The sequence below is a fragment of the Rhizobium beringeri genome (assembly GCF_004306515.1).
GTDB lineage: Bacteria > Pseudomonadota > Alphaproteobacteria > Rhizobiales > Rhizobiaceae > Rhizobium > Rhizobium beringeri.
This window is the reverse complement of the sequence record NZ_SILG01000001.1, coordinates 4,437,874-4,454,698: the sequence shown is the minus strand read 5'-3', so window position 1 is coordinate 4,454,698 and position 16,825 is coordinate 4,437,874. Positions and strand designations below refer to the sequence as shown.

The 16,825-nt window shown below is 58.7% G+C and carries 14 protein-coding genes; 9 read left to right on the top strand and 5 right to left on the bottom strand.

The genetic code is table 11. The features are described from left to right. Window positions 1-36: 36 nt before the first annotated feature. The 3 genes from ELH03_RS22090 to ELH03_RS22080 are packed head-to-tail and all read right to left on the bottom strand — an operon-like array spanning window position 37 to window position 3,909. Window positions 37-1,905, bottom strand: a complete 1,869-nt coding sequence (locus ELH03_RS22090) for a glycosyltransferase family 2 protein (RefSeq protein WP_130766649.1) — start codon at window positions 1,903-1,905, stop codon at window positions 37-39. Then, entirely contained in the window at window positions 1,902-2,885 is a 984-nt protein-coding gene (galE, locus tag ELH03_RS22085; RefSeq protein ID WP_128400107.1) for a UDP-glucose 4-epimerase GalE, read from the bottom strand. Before galE ends, ELH03_RS22090 begins: the two co-directional genes overlap by 4 nt. 1 nt (window position 2,886) lies before the next feature. After that, complete coding sequence (locus ELH03_RS22080) at window positions 2,887-3,909, bottom strand: UDP-glucuronic acid decarboxylase family protein (protein WP_128400106.1); 1,023 nt, start codon at window positions 3,907-3,909, stop codon at window positions 2,887-2,889. Window positions 3,910-4,294: 385 nt separating this feature from the next. On the opposite strand from ELH03_RS22080, the gene ELH03_RS22075 reads away from it, so the two are divergent. Further along, window positions 4,295-4,615, top strand: coding sequence for a hypothetical protein (locus tag ELH03_RS22075; protein ID WP_130766647.1), 321 nt, complete (start codon window positions 4,295-4,297; stop codon window positions 4,613-4,615). A 19-nt stretch (window positions 4,616-4,634) separates the two neighbouring features. Here the strand turns inward: ELH03_RS22075 and ELH03_RS22070 are convergent, their stop codons facing one another. Then, window positions 4,635-5,417 carry a helix-turn-helix transcriptional regulator gene (locus ELH03_RS22070; protein ID WP_130766646.1) on the bottom strand — a complete coding sequence of 261 codons (783 nt, stop codon included), beginning with the start codon at window positions 5,415-5,417 and terminating at the stop codon, window positions 4,635-4,637. Window positions 5,418-6,262: 845 nt separating this feature from the next. Between ELH03_RS22070 and ELH03_RS22060 the strand changes: the two genes are divergently transcribed. From ELH03_RS22060 to ELH03_RS22040, 5 genes are all read left to right on the top strand, one after another. Then, window positions 6,263-7,210 (top strand): fibrinogen-binding protein, encoded by a 948-nt coding sequence (locus ELH03_RS22060; RefSeq protein WP_128400103.1) that lies wholly within the window; start codon window positions 6,263-6,265, stop codon window positions 7,208-7,210. A 141-nt stretch (window positions 7,211-7,351) separates the two neighbouring features. Further along, window positions 7,352-9,391: a hypothetical protein gene (locus ELH03_RS22055; RefSeq protein WP_130766645.1), complete on the top strand. Its 2,040-nt coding sequence runs from the start codon at window positions 7,352-7,354 to the stop codon at window positions 9,389-9,391. A gap of 25 nt (window positions 9,392-9,416) precedes the next feature. Beyond that, complete coding sequence (locus tag ELH03_RS22050; protein ID WP_130766644.1) at window positions 9,417-11,717, top strand: type I secretion system permease/ATPase; 2,301 nt, start codon at window positions 9,417-9,419, stop codon at window positions 11,715-11,717. A gap of 5 nt (window positions 11,718-11,722) precedes the next feature. Next, a complete protein-coding gene (locus tag ELH03_RS22045) occupies window positions 11,723-13,072 on the top strand; it encodes an HlyD family type I secretion periplasmic adaptor subunit (RefSeq protein WP_128400100.1) in 1,350 nt (449 codons plus the stop codon). Between the two features lie 121 nt (window positions 13,073-13,193). After that, window positions 13,194-13,685: a hypothetical protein gene (locus ELH03_RS22040; protein ID WP_018244207.1), complete on the top strand. Its 492-nt coding sequence runs from the start codon at window positions 13,194-13,196 to the stop codon at window positions 13,683-13,685. Between the two features lie 24 nt (window positions 13,686-13,709). Here the strand turns inward: ELH03_RS22040 and ELH03_RS22035 are convergent, their stop codons facing one another. Further along, window positions 13,710-13,910 (bottom strand): hypothetical protein, encoded by a 201-nt coding sequence (locus ELH03_RS22035; protein WP_128400099.1) that lies wholly within the window; start codon window positions 13,908-13,910, stop codon window positions 13,710-13,712. A 45-nt stretch (window positions 13,911-13,955) separates the two neighbouring features. On the opposite strand from ELH03_RS22035, the gene ELH03_RS22030 reads away from it, so the two are divergent. From ELH03_RS22030 to nuoK, 3 genes are all read left to right on the top strand, one after another. After that, complete coding sequence (locus ELH03_RS22030; protein WP_130766643.1) at window positions 13,956-15,608, top strand: GNAT family N-acetyltransferase; 1,653 nt, start codon at window positions 13,956-13,958, stop codon at window positions 15,606-15,608. 412 nt (window positions 15,609-16,020) lie between these two features. Further along, window positions 16,021-16,521: an NADH-quinone oxidoreductase subunit J family protein gene (locus tag ELH03_RS22025; protein ID WP_017961909.1), complete on the top strand. Its 501-nt coding sequence runs from the start codon at window positions 16,021-16,023 to the stop codon at window positions 16,519-16,521. Then, a complete protein-coding gene (gene nuoK, locus ELH03_RS22020; RefSeq protein WP_130766731.1) occupies window positions 16,521-16,823 on the top strand; it encodes an NADH-quinone oxidoreductase subunit NuoK in 303 nt (100 codons plus the stop codon). The genes ELH03_RS22025 and nuoK overlap by 1 nt, the downstream gene beginning before the upstream one ends. The last annotated feature ends 2 nt before the right edge of the window (window positions 16,824-16,825 follow it).

Here is a 16,825-nt window from a genome sequence, read left to right as displayed (position 1 = left end):
ACATCCTCCTACTCGACACTTGCCGGTTCCGCCGGCTCAGACACCTTGTTCGTCCCGTCCCGTGCTTCCGAACCCATTCCATCTGAGGCGGAACTTCACGATCCTGGTTTTGCCGCCGCCGAGACCGGCACCGGCCACGGCAAACTGTGATTGGCTGAAACTGATGAACGTCTGGCCGTGGGAAAGGGCCTCGAGGCTGCGCAGACCATGACTGCCCGCCTGCATGCCGCCAGTGATGCAAATCGCAAGCCCCGTGGCCGTCGCAAACCACAGCCCGCGTGATTGCGGCAGCCGCGGCAGATCGTTCTCGATTGCATGGCGAATGACGATCAGCACCGTCAGCGACAGATAGATCAAAAGATTCATCGCCGCGAAAATATAAAAGCCCTGGGCGGCAGCGGCCTCACTGGCCAGTGCCATGGCGGCTGCGCACAGTCCGGCGAGCCCGATATAGGGGGCGATGACGCGCAGCGGCAAAGACCGCTGCTGCTGCCTTCCCTTCGGCGTGATGCGGAAATCGACGAAAGAGCCACAGATATAGTCGCGAAGCGCGGCGAGGCTGCCGGCAAGCGACCACGGCCAGCGCAGGAAGATGAAGGCAAGCCCTTCCCAGCCGAACAGTTTCGCATCGTGCGGCCTGAAGGTTCCCGTGGCCCGCCAGAAGAAGGCAAACAGCGTCAGCACGACCGATATCGGCGCAAAATGCAGCAGGAAATCCGGATAGGTCACATTGACGAAGACTTGGCCCGTCATCAAGGCGGCAACCGGCAGCAGGAACATCACGGCCATGAAGGCGGAGAAGAGCGGATACCATAGCTGCGAGAACACGAACTGAAATCTCAGTCGCCAGGGCAGGTGCATGATGTGACGGCGGGAATGTTGCAGCAGGATCGTGACGAGGCTGCGCGACCACTGGAATTCCTGGACGACGAGATCGGTGAAGTTTGCCGGTCCGTCGCCATGAGCGATCGCATCGACGGCATGCAAGCCACGCCAGCCGCCGGCATTCATCATGAGCGTTGTCGAATGGTCTTCCGCAAGTTCCGGGCCGAGGCCGCCGATCTGACGAAGGGCCGATGTGCGAACCGCATAATGGGAACCGATGCAAAGGGGCGCCCAGCCATTATTGTAACCCGTCTGCAGCGAACCGTGCAGGCTTGCCTCGGCATAGAGCCTGCCACGCGCCGCCCAGCTTGTCCCGGCATTGGCATCGCAAATGCTGGGAGCGGAGACATAGCCGATCTCGGGATCGGCGAAGGGGCGCAGGACCTCACGAAGGTAGGTCGGCGTCGGCACATGGTCGGCATCGAACTGGGCGACGAAATCGTAGCGCGCATAGCCGAAGTGGTCGTAGAAATAGGCGAGGTTGCCTTCCTTGCAACGCGTCCGGCGCGGCCAGGTGGTGCGATGATACTCCGTCACGCCCTTTCGGGTGGAGACCAGCACGCCGTGCGCCGCACACCAGCGCCTGGTTTCCTCCGAAGGATCCTCGTCGGCCAGCCAGACATCGAAATCGACGCCGATCTGGTCGAGCATCGCCTGTAACGTGGCGCGGACGACGGCAAAGGGCTCGGACGGCGCCTTGGTGACGACCATTGCCACCCGCCCTTCCGGCAGCCGTGCCGCAGGATTGACCGTCCTCGCATCCAAGAAGATCAGGATGAAATAGGCCGGCACGAGCGTGATCCAGGCAAGCACGAGGGTGATAAGAACGAAAGCGGCCCAGGAAATGATATGGGCGGACTGGCACCACCAGATCCAGAAATAGCCGAGTGCTGTCAGCCAGCAGAGGATGCCGAAGCCATAGGCGACGCGGTTCCAGCCGGTGAAAACAGGATCGAATGCATCAGCCGCGGCGGCCTTCGCCGTTCTGGCGCTGTGACCGAGTTGCAGTGCGTCGCTCATGCCGTCACCTCCAGTCCGAAGGTGGGGCCGGCGGTGCGGATGATCGTATCGATGTCCGACAAAACTGGCGAGAAACCGAGCTCCGCCTTCGCCCTTGCTGTGTTGGCAAAGAGGATCGGCGGATCGCCGGCTCGGCGGGCGCGATAATTCACGGGGACTTCGCGGCCACTCGCGCGAAAGATCGCCTCGAGAATCTCGCGCACCGAGGTGCCCCGGCCAGAGCCGAGATTGACGCTGAGCGAGCCGCCGCCCGCCATCAGGTGATTGACGGCGGCGAGATGGGCCTGCGCGAGATCACTGACATGAACATAATCGCGAACACAGGTTCCATCCTCTGTCGCATAATCGGCGCCGAAGATATCGAGCCGCTCCAGCCTGCCGGCGGCGGCAAGAAGAGCGCGCGGGATGAGATGGGTCTCGGGGTGATGGCGCTCGGCAAGCTCGCCATCGGGATCGGCGCCGGCCGCATTGAAATAACGCAGCGCGGCAAAGCGAATGCCATAGGCAGCGGCAAAATCCTCGAGCGCCATCTCGAAGATCAGCTTGGTGCGCCCATAGGGATTGACCGGGTGCTGCGGGCTTTCCTCCCGTATCGGCAACGAGGCGGGAACGCCATAGGTGGCGCAGCTGCTCGAAAAGACGATCCGCTCGATATCCTGGTCGAGGCAGGCCTCGAGCAGCGTCAGGCTGCCGACGACGTTATTCCGGTAATATTTCCTGGGCATGTCGACGGATTCGCCGACATAGGCATTGGCACCACAATGGATGACGCAATCGGGCGAAAACTCTGCAAGGGTCTGGCGCAGCGTGGCGGCGTCGGCAAGCTCTGCCCGGATGAGCGGGCCCCAGCGGACGCTGTCGGCATGTCCTGTCGAGAGATTATCGTAGGTGACAGGGATCATGCCGGCGCGCGACAGCGCTTTGCAGATATGACTGCCTATGAAACCGGCACCGCCGGTGACGAGAATGTAGCGGGGCATCTCATACGACCTCCGCCTTCTCTGTGCCGGCCAGCAGTCCGTCGAAATATTCGACGGTGCGAGCCAGGCCGGTTTCGAGCCCGATGCGGGGCTGCCAGCCAAGATCGGCCATGGCCCGGGAAATATCCGGCCGCCGTTGACGAGGGTCGTCGGTGACCGCAGGCAGGTGGACGATCCGGGAACGCGAGTTCGTCAGGTCCCGAATGATTTCCGCCAGGCGTCGAACGGTCATTTCGGCTGGATTGCCGAGGTTGATCGGGCCGTTGCAAGCGCTGCCGGCAGCCGAGAAACGCAGGAACCCGTCGATGAGATCATCGACATAGCAGAAAGAACGGGTCTGCTGACCATCGCCATAGATCGTCAGGTCGGCATTGCGCAGGGCCTGCACGATGAAATTGGAAACCACCCGCCCGTCGTCCAGGCGCATGCGCGGCCCGTAGGTATTGAAGATGCGGCCGACCTTGATGTCGACACCGTAAGTCCTGTGATAGTCGAAAAACAGGGTTTCGGCGCTGCGCTTGCCTTCGTCGTAACAGCCACGCGGTCCGATCGGGTTGACATTGCCGCAATAGGATTCGTGCTGCGGGCTCTGGTTCGGGTCGCCATAGACCTCCGAGGTCGACGACTGGACGACGATCGCACCGGTCTTTCGCGCGCAGTCCAAGGTGTTGACGGCGCCGAGCACATTGGTGAGCAGCGTTCCCACAGGATCCCGCTGATAATCAGGCGGAGAGGCGGGGGAGGCGAAATTGAAGATGAGCGACGCGTCGATATCGAAGGGCTGCCTAACATCGTGCTCGACGATGCGGAAGCGGGTGTTCGATGCAAGATGATCGACATTCGTACGGCGGCCGGTCGAAAAATTATCGAGGCATATGACGCTGTGGCCGCGCTGCAGGAGCCTTTCGCAGAGATGTGAACCGAGGAAGCCGCCCCCACCATTCACCAGGACGGTGCGTCGCCCTTGGCGCACCGGTATGCCTGACACTTCAGAATAGCCTTCGTTGGGAACGAAACTACGCATTACAAACTCCTTCCCATGTATTTAGTCTTTTGATTTATTTATGCACTGCATGCCTCCGTTATCCGCTCTGGATATTCACTGAACTGAGCGCCAACTCATGAATAACTTTGGAGTTACTCTTCGGATACCGAATTACTATTTAAATAATACATCGACTATCGCCAAGGTCAACTTCAAAAATTCCAGCTATCCGAAATAATTACGCAAGTATTCTTTAAAGTAACAAATGATTAATCACTTTCAACGCTTTACGCACCAGGCCTCGCATCCGCCGCTCAAGCTTCACTCAATGCAGCTAATATACAAGGGAAGTCGGGTGATCGGCCGCGCTCAACTGCACGGCTGGTCTTGCATCCGGAAGCGCCATATGCGAGGGGTTTTGGCCATGGTGAAAATACAAGATACAGCGCAGCTGAAAGGCCGGCGTCTTCGCTTGGCGATGTTCATCTGGGGAACGGCGCTTATGGCGATCGGACAAACGGCCTGCACGGTCGTTGATGACGATATCGCCGTCGTCGCGAAGAAGAATATCGTCGTGGTCGAGGCGCCGCGCGTCTCCAAGGCCTATGCCTATCCGGAAAATCACGCCGAGCGCCCGGCCGGGGTAACGGCCCGCGCTGTCGCCTATCACGGCTCGGCGCCTTATATCTGCTCCCCAAGCGGCTTCGGACAGAAGTCGCGCTGCTTTGCGCGTCCCCCTATCTGAAGCAAAACACATCGCTACATCAATTGCGCCACCGGCCGGACATATCGTCTTCGCCGGCAGGGTGTTCATTGAAGAAGCGGGATGCCGCTTCCGTGCGGTTTCGGACGTTCATCTTCTTGTAGATGTTGCGGACGTGAACCTTCACGGTGTTTTCGGAAAGATGCAGCTTGTCGGCGATGATCTTGTTCTGCGTGCCCTTGCAAATGAGATCCAGGATCTGAACCTCCCGGGTGGTCAAAGCGGAGATACTGTCGCGTCTCAGCTTGAGCGCATTGTTACGGGCCGCATCGACCGATTTTGTCTGATAGAGCGAAGGTTCCAGCTGGGCGTTCTTGTTGTTGAGACGGTTGAGAAGTGCTGACGGAAAATGTTCGCCGCCCTTCATCAGTAGATCCACAGCGGCCATGAAGACGTCGAGCCGGAGGTTGAGCGGTAGGACGCCATCGATAATCCTTGCCTCCACCAGCCGGCTGACATAGGGCTCGAGCATGTCGATAGCTTCGACGACAAGTCCGATCGAGGTTTCAGGGTGGTTTTCGCGGGCAGCCTGCAGCGCTTCTTGAAGCTCAGGGCCGGGTATATGATAGAATAAAACGAGCTTCATATCGCTGGTATCTTTTTCCAGCATCGGCTTTGTGCTCGTTATGCTTGCTACTTCACAGTTCGGAAATTTCTTTGCCAGTGCTTCTACCATGCACTCCGAAAACAAATCCGCCTTGGCTACCACTAGTATAGTATCTCCAGACGAATTCAACTTCCTTCCTTGGTCCGCATTCTCCATTCCAGACCCTGTCATGAACATATACGCCTCCCCTAGCGTTACACTTTACTCAAACGTGGAGCGATGGCGGGTATTAGATAGTATGAAATGCCGATCCCGTGTGTCACCGCTTTATTTTTTAGACATTTCTTAATTATGTTAATACGGATTGAGAAGGAAGGAAATGGCCCAAAGTGATTAGTTTTAGCGGGCGAAAAACGATACGATACAATGCCTTGGTTGTATTTTCACTTCGATATATACTTCAAGGCTATATTTGCTCTGACTATAGATGATCAGCTCGATGTAATATTTCAGTACAGATTGTCATAATTTCGCCATGCAGGGTGGCCGGATACAGGATGGGGAAACATCGAGACGTGTGCCCCTCGACCCGGCAGCGAATGCCCGGGGAGCCCCGGATTCCCGTTGCCCGCCGACGCTCCCACCGACGAGATCTTAACGCTCCAAGGACAGGGGCTATCCAGGGCTAGCCGGGCATGGCAGATCCGCCTTAGCCCGAATTGGTGTCTATCGGATCCGCATTTTTTCCAGCAATCTGTGATCGTCGTCCAAGTGGCGACGTGGAAAAGCCATGTATTGTTCTGCGTTTTGATACATGGCCTCCATTTAGGGCAACCCAACGAAAAGTAAGCCTGAATACTCCTTATCCTTTTCAGGGTTCGGAGCCGGATATGTGCGACCTTGTACTGAGTGCGTACGTTCCCAAGACATATCGGTTTGATCAACAAATCGCGATGAAGCTGCAGATGACAAGTATCGAATACATCTGCCGATATTAACCGTATCGGAGCGAGCGCGAGTAAAATCCCATTTGAGATGAGAGGGATTTCGAAAAGCTGCTCCGGTTTTTTCTGGAGAATGCAATGTCTGACGAAACCGAAATCACGAAGGTCGGGGCGCTTGCCGACGGCTTTGCCAACAGCGCGATCAATTCGACTGAAATCGACGACGGCTCGACCGGTTATGTCGGCGGCGTCGCCAACGGCGACAATCGCGACAATACCGACAATAGTGTAGACGTGGACGTCAAGACGGAAATCGATGTTGCCGCCAACAACGGCGACAACCGCGACAACGAATATGACTGGAGCTACAAGTCCGACGACGATACGAGCACCAAGACCACGACGATTACCGACTCCAATAACGACTACGACTGGAGCTATGACAGTAAGTCGTACAGCGACAACGACACCGACACGAAGACGATCACGGACACCGATACGAAGACCGTGACAGACACCGACATCAAGACCATTACGGATACGGATACCAAGACGGTCTCCGACAGCAACAACACGGCCGACAGCTTCAACAAGACGGATACCGACTTCGCCGTCATCGAAGACGTCAAGGACTTCGACAATCTCGGCGTTGCCGGCCACGACCTCACCTTCAACCTCGGCGACGACTTCTCCTTCACACTCGACGTTGACAGCATCCTCAACAATTCGCTGTCCGGCGAAGGCAACGACAGCGGCTTCAGCGCCGTCCAGGCAAACCATCTGGCCGACCAGGACCAGGCCTGGAACATCAAGATGGACAATGGCGGGGCCGAGAACCATCTGAAGGCCGATGGCGGCCACGCCGATAGTGCAGAAGGCATGGAGATGGACGGCAGGGGCTGGGATCTCAAGGCTGGCGACGATGCCAATGGCTCGAGCACGGCCGACGCTTCGGCAATCCTTGCCAATTCCGGCTTCCACCTCGAGCTCGTTCAGGGTGCGAACCTGCTCAGCAACACAGTCGACTCCAGCATCATCGGCGGCAATTCTCATGTCTCCGACGTCGGCGAGGATACCAGCACCTGACACGGACCTCCAACAACCAAGACGAACTGCACCGGCTCCGCCGGTGCAGTTTGACTGCTTGAAAACGGTTTGACGACCACACCACGGCTCCCGGCGGGCGCCTCCAAGGCCGATCGTCATTTCGAATGGGAGGGCCGAACCATGCATATCGAGAAGATTTCGGAAATCATTGCGCACTTCATCGGTCTCTTCGAGATGACGACCGACGAGATGAGGCTGCGCACCAACTATGCTGAAGGCGCAGGACCGGGCGCGGATGGACCCGTTCTGCCGGATCAGGATGCCTATACCGCTGCCTTCTCTTCCGATCTTCAGCTCAAGGACTACGATCCGGGCGTCATTTACAAAAGCGGCAGCTACGATATCGAATATGGTCCGGCACGCCATTTAGGCCGCGTCTTCGAAGAGAGCCTCGAGAAGCTGGCGGCGATTGCCGCAAAGGACATCCCGTTACCGCATTTCGGCGATCCGACGGATATCGTGCTCACGGATGAGCCGGAACTGACCGTCTTTGCCGGGCCTGGTTCGGCGATCAGTCATGTTATCCAGGTCAACGTCCTCTACGACGACGACTATCTCGATATGACGGACGGCTTCCATGCGCCGCGAGACACGACTTTCGTCATCGAGCGGCTGGCGGAGTTCAGCACCCAGGCCGAGATCTTCACGCCTTTTGCGGGCCTGCACCGAACCGATACCTATGATGGCGCGCTGAAGATCGCCGAGGATCTCGAAAGCTATATCCAGAATGCCCAGAATACCGAGGACAGCGGGACAACTTCGCCCAGCACCGACGCGACGCATCATTTCGTCACCACCGATCTCGCGGGCGACGGCCCCATCGTCTATGTCAATGGTGAGCGTCAAGCTGACATCCCCGTCCTCGACGACTTCCTGCCCGACCGCGGTCTCGCCAAGCTCCAGGAAGAACCCGACGACAGCAATTCGTCCGTCGAACAGACAGATCCCAGCGGCAATAGCCTTGATGTGACCGCCGGTGCAAATCTCCTTGTCAACGTCGCCTCGGTGATCAATACCGGCGTCATTACTTCGGTCACCGCGGTGATGGGGAACTGCCACCAGATCGACGCGATCTCCCAGGCCTTCGTCTACAGCGATCACGACGAGATCGCCTCGGCGCTGCACGCATCCGGCCATTCGGCCGAGGAGGCGGGAACGGTCGCCAAGAATATCGCCCTCTTCGAACACAGCACCTTCGCGGCATCGAGCCACACCGACAGCGATGCTGCCGAGCCGACATTCCCGAACAGCTGGCGCGTCAGCGTCATCGATGGCGACGTCTCCTTCGTACAGTGGATCGAGCAATATCACTTCGTCAGCGACAACGACACGATGACGGTCACCACCTCTGGATCCGAAGCCACGGTTCTGACGGGCGGCAATACCTCTATCAACTTCTCCTCCTTTTTCGGGATGGGCATGCAGTATGATTTGGTGATCATCGGCGGCAATGTGCTCGACATCAACAGCATCACGCAGATCTCGCTGCTCTACGACAATGACTGGGTACGGGCGGAAGAGGGCGTCGATCCCGGCGCCGACATCCAGACGGGCAACAACCTGATCTGGAATTTCGCCTCGATCCACAATGTCGGGACGGGCACGCCGTTCGAGGCCATGCCGGACTATATGGTCGAGGCGCAGAAGGCGATCGAAGATCGCGATCCCAATATGCCCGAAGGGCTGTCGTTCGACGTGAATTTCCAGGGATATGCCGGTCTCAACGTGCTCTACATCACCGGCAATCTCTACGACATGACGATCATAAAGCAGGTCAGCATTCTCGGCGATTCCGATGATGTGACACAGGCGGCATCGACCATCCTCGAGAATAATCCCGATGCAACGGTTACGATCGACACAGGCAGCAATGCGGTCATCAACATCGCCGAGATCGTCGACTACGACAGTTTCGGCCAGACGACCTATCTGGCAGGCCAGCTCTATTCAGACGCCATCCTCATTCAGGGCGGGCTGGTGGAGCATGACACGACGCAGCCGCAGCCGGCCGACGACAGGCTCGCCAACGAAGTCATTGCTTTTCTCGATAACGACGATCCGGCGGGCAGCGATTCTGCGGACGGCGTCATCAATGCCGGGCATGATTTTTCATGGTCGTCGGCGCACCCCGCCGACGTAATGCAAGCCATGGTCGCGTGACCTTGAGTATTGCGGAGGAACCACGATGAACCAGATTTCAAAACAAATCTTTGCGGCAGGCAGCGCCCTCGATCTCAGGTCGGGCAATATTCCGTCCGCTGCCCCCGCGGCAGGTGCGATGAGCGAAGTGTGCATCTCCGCGATCGACCAGGCGGTCGAGAATCTTCGCAGGCTCAGCGGCGCCGTTGCTTCGTCTCTCGATGGCGGCAAGGAGACGGTCGAAGTTGCGGCACGCGAGGCTGCCGATATCGGAGGCGCAAGTACAACTCAGCCACCCCTGACGCAGAAAACGGTGACGCCGGAAGCCTCGAACGTGAAAACAGCGCCTCCTGCCGCGGTGGCGCAGAGCCCGGCGACAGCAAAACCGGTGGAAGCACCGGCCCAACCGCGGATCGAAGCGCGGGTGGCCCCCGAACTGCCGAAAGAGAAGACCGAGCTCAAATCGAGCCCGACGATGCCCTTCGGCAAGACCATCGAAGGCGAGAGCGGTCCGATCAGCGAGAACAACAGGCGGCTGCGCACCGGCGGCGGCGGAAACGGCAAGGATTCCGATCCCGGGGGCGACGGGGGCGGGGGCGGAGGAAGTGGCGGCGGTTTTCACAAGCGCAGCGAGCCTGTGAATTTCGCCGCCAGCCTCTCGCGCGGCATGGCGGCGGTGCGGCGCAACATGGTGGTCGTCATGATGTTCACGGTCGCCATCAACGTCCTTCTGCTGGCAATCCCGCTCTATCTCTTCCAGATATCCGACCGGGTGCTGACAAGCCGCTCCATCGATACGCTCGTCATGCTCTCGATCGCCGTGATCGGCGCCGTGCTGCTGCAGGCGTTCATGGATTCGGTGCGGCGCTTCATCCTGATGCGCACCGCGGTGGAACTCGAAGTGCAGCTCGGCGCGCCGATCCTCAGCGCTGCGGCGAGGGCATCGCTGCATGGCAGCGGCAAGGATTATCAGACGCTGCAGGACCTGCAGCTTTTGCGGGGCTTCCTGACATCCGGCACGCTAATCGCGTTTCTCGATGCGCCGCTGATGCCGTTCTTCGTGGTCGTCGTCTATTTCGTGCACCCGCATCTCGGCATCATCATCATGACCTGCTGCGCGGTGCTTTTCGTGATCGCCTATCTGAATCAGAAATTCACCGCCCGGCAATTTGCCGAATCCAACGGCTATCTCAGCCGGGCAAATTTCCACCTCGATTCCATGTCGCGCAATTCGCAGATCATCAACGCAATGGCGATGATCCCAGAAGCGGTGAAGATGTGGGGCCGGGAAACGGCGGGCTCGCTGAAATCGCAAGTCGAGGCGCAGGACCGCAACATCATCTTCTCCGGCATATCGAAGGCCTGCCGCATGATCACCCAGGTCACCCTGCTCGGCTGGGGCGCGCATCTGTCGCTTTCGGGCGAGCTAACGGGCGGCATGGTGATTGCCTCTTCGATCATATCGGGACGCGCGCTGGCGCCGATCGAAGGCGCCATCGAAGGCTGGCACCAGTTTAACCGGTCAGCCGCCGCCTATGGCAGGATCAAGAGCCTGCTGTTGAACTCGCCGTTGAACTTCCCGCGCCTGCGCCTTCCCAATCCCGAAGGCCGGCTCGATGTCGAACGCATTCTCTTCGTGCCGCCGCCGCAGAAGAAGGTCATTCTCAACGGCATCTCCTTCTCGCTCAGGAAGGGGGAATCGCTCGCGATCATCGGCAATTCCGGGTCCGGTAAGACGACGCTCGGCAAGATGCTCGTCGGCTCGATCGTCCCGACATCGGGAAATGTTCGCCTCGACCTGATGGATCTGCGCAACTGGGACCAGCGCCAGTTCGGCGAAAGCATTGGCTATCTGCCGCAGGACGTGCAGCTCTTTCCCGGTACGATCAAGGCCAATATCTGCCGCATGCGCGACGACGTCGATGATCATCAGATTTACGAAGCCGCAGTGCTGGCCGACGTGCACGAGCTCATTGCCGGCTTCCCCCAGGGCTACGAAACCATCGTGGCGGCCGATGGCGCTCCGCTTTCGGGCGGCCAGAAGCAGCGCATCGCGCTTGCCCGCGCCTTCTTCGGCAACCCCAAATTCGTCGTCCTCGACGAGCCGAATTCGAACCTCGATACACAAGGCGAGGCAGCGCTTGCCAGGGCGCTGATCCATGCCAAGAAGCAGGGCATTACCACCGTCACCATCACCCAGCGCCCAGCCCTTCTCCAATGCGTCGACAAGATCCTCGTGCTCAAGGAGGGCACTGTCGCCATGTTCGGGGAAAGGATCGAGGTGCTGCAGGCGCTTTCCAAGAACAACGGCAATAACGGTCAACAAGCACCGCGCATCGAAGGATGAACGACATGGGACGGAAAAAGCAGGAGACATCAGGTCCGGTGCAGCTCGAATGGTATAGCGACGTGCCGCGCTCGATCCGTATGCACAGCATCGTCGGCCTGACGGTTCTCTTCACCTCCTTTGGCGGGTTCGGATTCTGGGCGGCGACGGCACCGCTTGCTTCGGCGGTCATCGCGCAGGGAAGTTTCGTCGCGACCGGCAATAACAAGATCGTCCAGCATCTGGAAGGCGGCATCATCAAGGAGATGCACGTCAGCGAGGGCGATACGGTGAAGGAAGGCGATATCCTGCTGACCCTCGATCCGACAGCGTCCCGCTCGAACGAGCGGATGTTGCAGCTTCGCCGTCTGCGCCTGGAAGCCGTTGTCGCAAGGCTCCGCGCCGAAGCGCAGGGCCTGCGCGAATTCCAACTTCCCGATATCGTGACGAAAGAGGCCGGCGACCCCGACATCAACGCGATCATCCAGAGCCAGAACGTCGTCTTCCACAGCAAGCAGATCAAGCTCGAGGAGCAGCTCAATCTGATCGAGAAGAACATCAAGTCGCTGGAATACCGTTTCGCCGGCTATAAGGGCCAACGAGAATCCTTTGAACGGCAATTGTCGCTGCTGACCGAGGAACGCGATTCCAAGGCCCGACTGGTCAAGGTCGGCTATATGCGCAAGACGGATCTCCTGGCGATCGAACGGGCGATCGCCGATGCGATGGGCGACATTGCTCGACTGAACGGCGAGCTCAACGAGAGCGAGGCGGAGATCGCGAAATTCCGCCAGGAAGCCGTCATCGCCGTCAACTCCAACAAGCAGGCGGCACTCGATGCGCTCGAAACCGCCGAAACCGATCTGGACAGCGTGCGCGAACAGATGCGTGAGGCTGCCGGCGTGTTCGAACGCACCACTATACGTTCGCCGGTGTCTGGCACGGTCGTGCGCTCCTATTTTCACACAGCCGGCGGTGTCATCACCACAGGCAAGCCGATTATGGAGATCCTGCCGGCGCATGTGCCGCTGATCCTGGAAGCGCAGGTGCTGCGCACCTCGATCGATCAGCTGCATGAGGGCGAAACGGCCTCGATCCGCCTCACCGCGCTCAATCGGCGCACGACCCCTGTTCTGCAAGGCAAGGTGTTCTACGTCTCAGCCGATTCGATCGAGGAAAATTCGGGTGCTTCAGTCAAGGACGTCTATATCGTCCGCGTCGGAATACCCGATTCCGAGATTGCGCGGGTGCACAATTTCCATCCCGTTCCCGGCATGCCGGCCGAAGTGCTGATCCAGACGTCGGAACGCACCTTCTTCGAATATCTGAGCAAACCAATCACCGACAGCATGTCGCGGGCTTTTAAGGAACGTTGATCGCCCGCGATCCGGCATGGGCGGTCTCCGGCAAATATGGCGGACTTGCCCGTTGTTCTGATGTAATGTCCACATGTCATCCCTTGAGGGATGGATCCCCTCCGGGGAGAAAGGGTCAAGCATGGCGGCGATGTCCGATGTCCTGCTGCGGGTCGGCCGCCTGAACTATGTCTGGACGAACACCGAAAGCCTGCTGATCTACATCATCGCCCATCTTCTCCGGGTCGAAAAGGAAGCAGCAATCGTCGTGTTCCTGACGCTCAACACGACGCGCGCCCGGATCGATCTCATCGAACGGCTTTCCAAGCTCGCTTCGACCTCTCCTTCCGACCGCAAGGCGATCCTTTCGGCCATGTCGCGGCTGAAGAAAGAATCCAAGACACGCAACAAGTACAATCACTGCATCTATTCCTTCGACGATAAGGGAGAGATCTCGAGCACGCAGCTGATGCGGCTCGTCGAGGACGACAAGGAGATCCGTTACGGCAAGATCGAGCAGATGGACGCGCGCGAGATCGACCTTCTGGAAAAGTCGATCGCCGAAATCGTCGCCATCAGCCGGACGCTCTGGGCCTTCATCCATGCGAGTCCGCAGATCGCCGGCGAGCTCTGATCTAATCCTTACGTATGCATGTTCTCAAAACCGCTGCACACTTTCGGGCGATGTACATTGAAGCGCAGCACCCTCCAGGATGCGTTGCGCTTTATCACTTTGAATCTGTGTATGATTTTCACCAAAAACCGATTGCGATTTTGGGTTATGCGCCGGCTCAGGACTAATCACATTGAGGCCCTGCAAATCATCCGGACGGTTTATTTGAAGATCGGTGTTTCCCATTAGAATGAAACCTCCCGAGTGACGTATGGGGTATTGGGGGGCGGCATGCGCATAGATATCATCGACACCATTGCCGGGTTCGAGGCGATACGCGACAACTGGGATCAGGTCTTCATGGAAGATCCCGATGCGCAGCATTTCCTCTCCTGGATCTGGCTGAAGAATTATCTGTCCCGCAGACGCCGCTGGTTCATCCTTGCACTTCGCGAACGCGACCCCGAAGCACCTTATGTCGCCTTCTTTCCGCTGCGCCTCATCACGCATCTGAACGAGAAGACCGGGCTCTTCTACGATGAGATCATGATGGCCGGGAATTTTGCGGCCGATTATACCGGTCTCATCGTCAGGCCGGATTACGAGCATCATGCCATTGCCGGTTTTGCTTCGTTTCTCAAACATCAGAACTGGACCGACCTGAAACTCGAATATTTCAGCGGTCCTGCCAGCCGGCGCGAGAAGATGATCGAGGCGCTGCAAGGTCCGGAGGTGATGTTTCGCGACAGCTCGCCCAAGAACAACGAGAATATCGACAATACGATCTGTCCCATCGTCCCCCTGCCGGCAAGCTTCGACGACTATCTCGAGCAGCGGATGAGCAGCCAGACGCGCCAGAAGCTCCGGCGGTTCCTGCGCAAGGTCGAAGGCGACGATATTTACCGGATCACGATGGCAACTCCCGAGACCATCGATCGGGACATGGACATCCTCTTCAATCTCTGGCGGATCAAATGGAGTGCCCGCAAAGGCGCGGAGCGGACCGAGCGGCTGATCATCACCACGCGCGAGATGCTGATGGACAGCTTCAACTGCGGCAATCTCGAGGTGCCGGTATTTTGGCATGGCGACCAGCCGCTCGGCGCGCTGGCGAATATCGTCGACCGGCAGAAGAAGGCCATCCTCTTCTATATCACCGGCCGCGACGAGAACTGGAAGACGCCGCCTCCCGGCCTCATCCTGCATGGCTACTGTATCCGGCGGGCGATTGAGCACGGCTTCAGGACCTATGACTTCCTGCGCGGAAACGAACCCTATAAGTACATGTTCGGGGTGGAGGAAAGGCGGATCAGCTGCACCCTGTTCCGCACCCGCAATGGCCAGAATCTGCATGGCGTACTCAACCCGCGCAGCATTCGTTTCGTCTATGAACAGGCGCTCGACATGTACCGCAATGGAGCCCGGAGCAAGGCGGAGATCGCCTTCAACCAGGTCCTGCAATCGGCTCCAGGCCATACCGGCGCGGAATTCGGCCTCGCCAATCTGCTGTTTGACCGAGGCAAGCTGACGGAGGCACTGGCTGCCTATAAGGCTCTCGTCGAGCAAGCGCCCGATCCGACACCGATCCAAATACGGCTTGGCGACACGCAGCTTGCGCTACATCAATATGAGCAGGCCGCAGAGACTTTCCGCCGGGTCGGGGAGATCGGGCCGCATCTCATCCAGGCGCATTACAAGCGCGGTATCGCCCTTGCGGCCAGCAAACGGCTGGCCGAGGCGGAGACCGTCTTCGCCGCGATCCAGGAGGTGCATTCGGACGATCCGGCCGCACTCGATTATGCCGCCAAGGCGGGTGTTGCCCTCGAACGCCTGCGTTCGATCGCCGAGCCCGCCCCTCGCAAGACGGACGTCGTACCGGAGACCATCGCCCGCTGGAACCGGGGACGGCAGCTCAGCGAGCGACGCCGACCGCGTTTGCATTGACGGTTGTTGTGGACGCGCGATGCCCAGTGTCCAAACACACGAAAGCCCGCACGAGGCGGGCTTTGTGTATCTGGTTGCGGGGGCCTGAAGCCACAGAGAGTTGTAACTTCGGCGGAACAGCCGGTGTGATTTGGAAGAAATTTCCCACTACGCCGTAACAAAACGTCGGGACCGACCAGCTCAAGCCATTTGCCTATGGAACAATAAAATTGGTACGGCGCTATCGAAAGCGCGCGCTTCGCAAGCGACCTTCGCCACATCCGGACCGGCCTGGTTTGCTCCGCCAATGACAATAATCTTGTGAAAAATCCGATTTTAGGGCACAATTTGTGAACGCATCGGAAGTTGCGGCGCAATCTCAAATCCGGCCGTCTCGCGCCGGGTAGCAGTTCGCGTCGGAGGGTCGGCGTCGATGGATCAGGGGTTCTTTCTTCTGTTCGCTACGGTGTCCGTGATCACCGCCTTGACGCTGGTCATGGCGCGCAATCCGGTTCACAGCGCATTGGCGTTGATGGCGTGCTTCCTGCAGATATCGGCAATCTTCGTCTTGCTCGAAGCGCCGCTGCTCGCGGTCATCCAGATCTTTGTCTATGTCGGCGCGATTATGGTCCTGTTCGTCTTCGTGATCATGATGATCGATGTGCGCGAAGCGGTCTTGCAACGGTTCTTGCCGGGCGGCAACATGGCGGCTCTGGTGTTGCTCGTCCTGCTTGGGATCGAGATGGTTGCGCTGGTGCTCTGGAGCGGCCGCTTTTCGCTCACGCAGCCCGTCACCGTGCGCGGTGGCGATCAGGTCAGGCAGCTCAGCACAACGCTGTTCGCCGACTATCTCCTGCCGTTTGAAGTTGCCTCCGTCATCCTGCTGGCCGCCCTGATCGGGGCCATCGTGCTGGCGCAGAAGGAGCAGCGGTGATGGTTCCGCTCTGGTGGTATATTTTGCTCGGAGTGGCGCTGTTCGTGATCGGAGCGGGGGGCGTGCTGCTCAGGCGCAACATTCTGGTCGTGCTGATGTCGCTGGAGCTGTTGCTCAACTCGGTCAACATCAATTTCATCGCTTTCGGACGTTACTACGCCGATTTCCGCGGTCAGATTTTCGCGATCTTCGTCATCGCAATCACCGCGGCGGAGGTTGCCGTCGCCCTCGGGATCCTGGTCGCCCTCGTGAGGAACAAATCTACCCTCAAGGTCGACGACGTGACCATGATGAAAGGATAGAG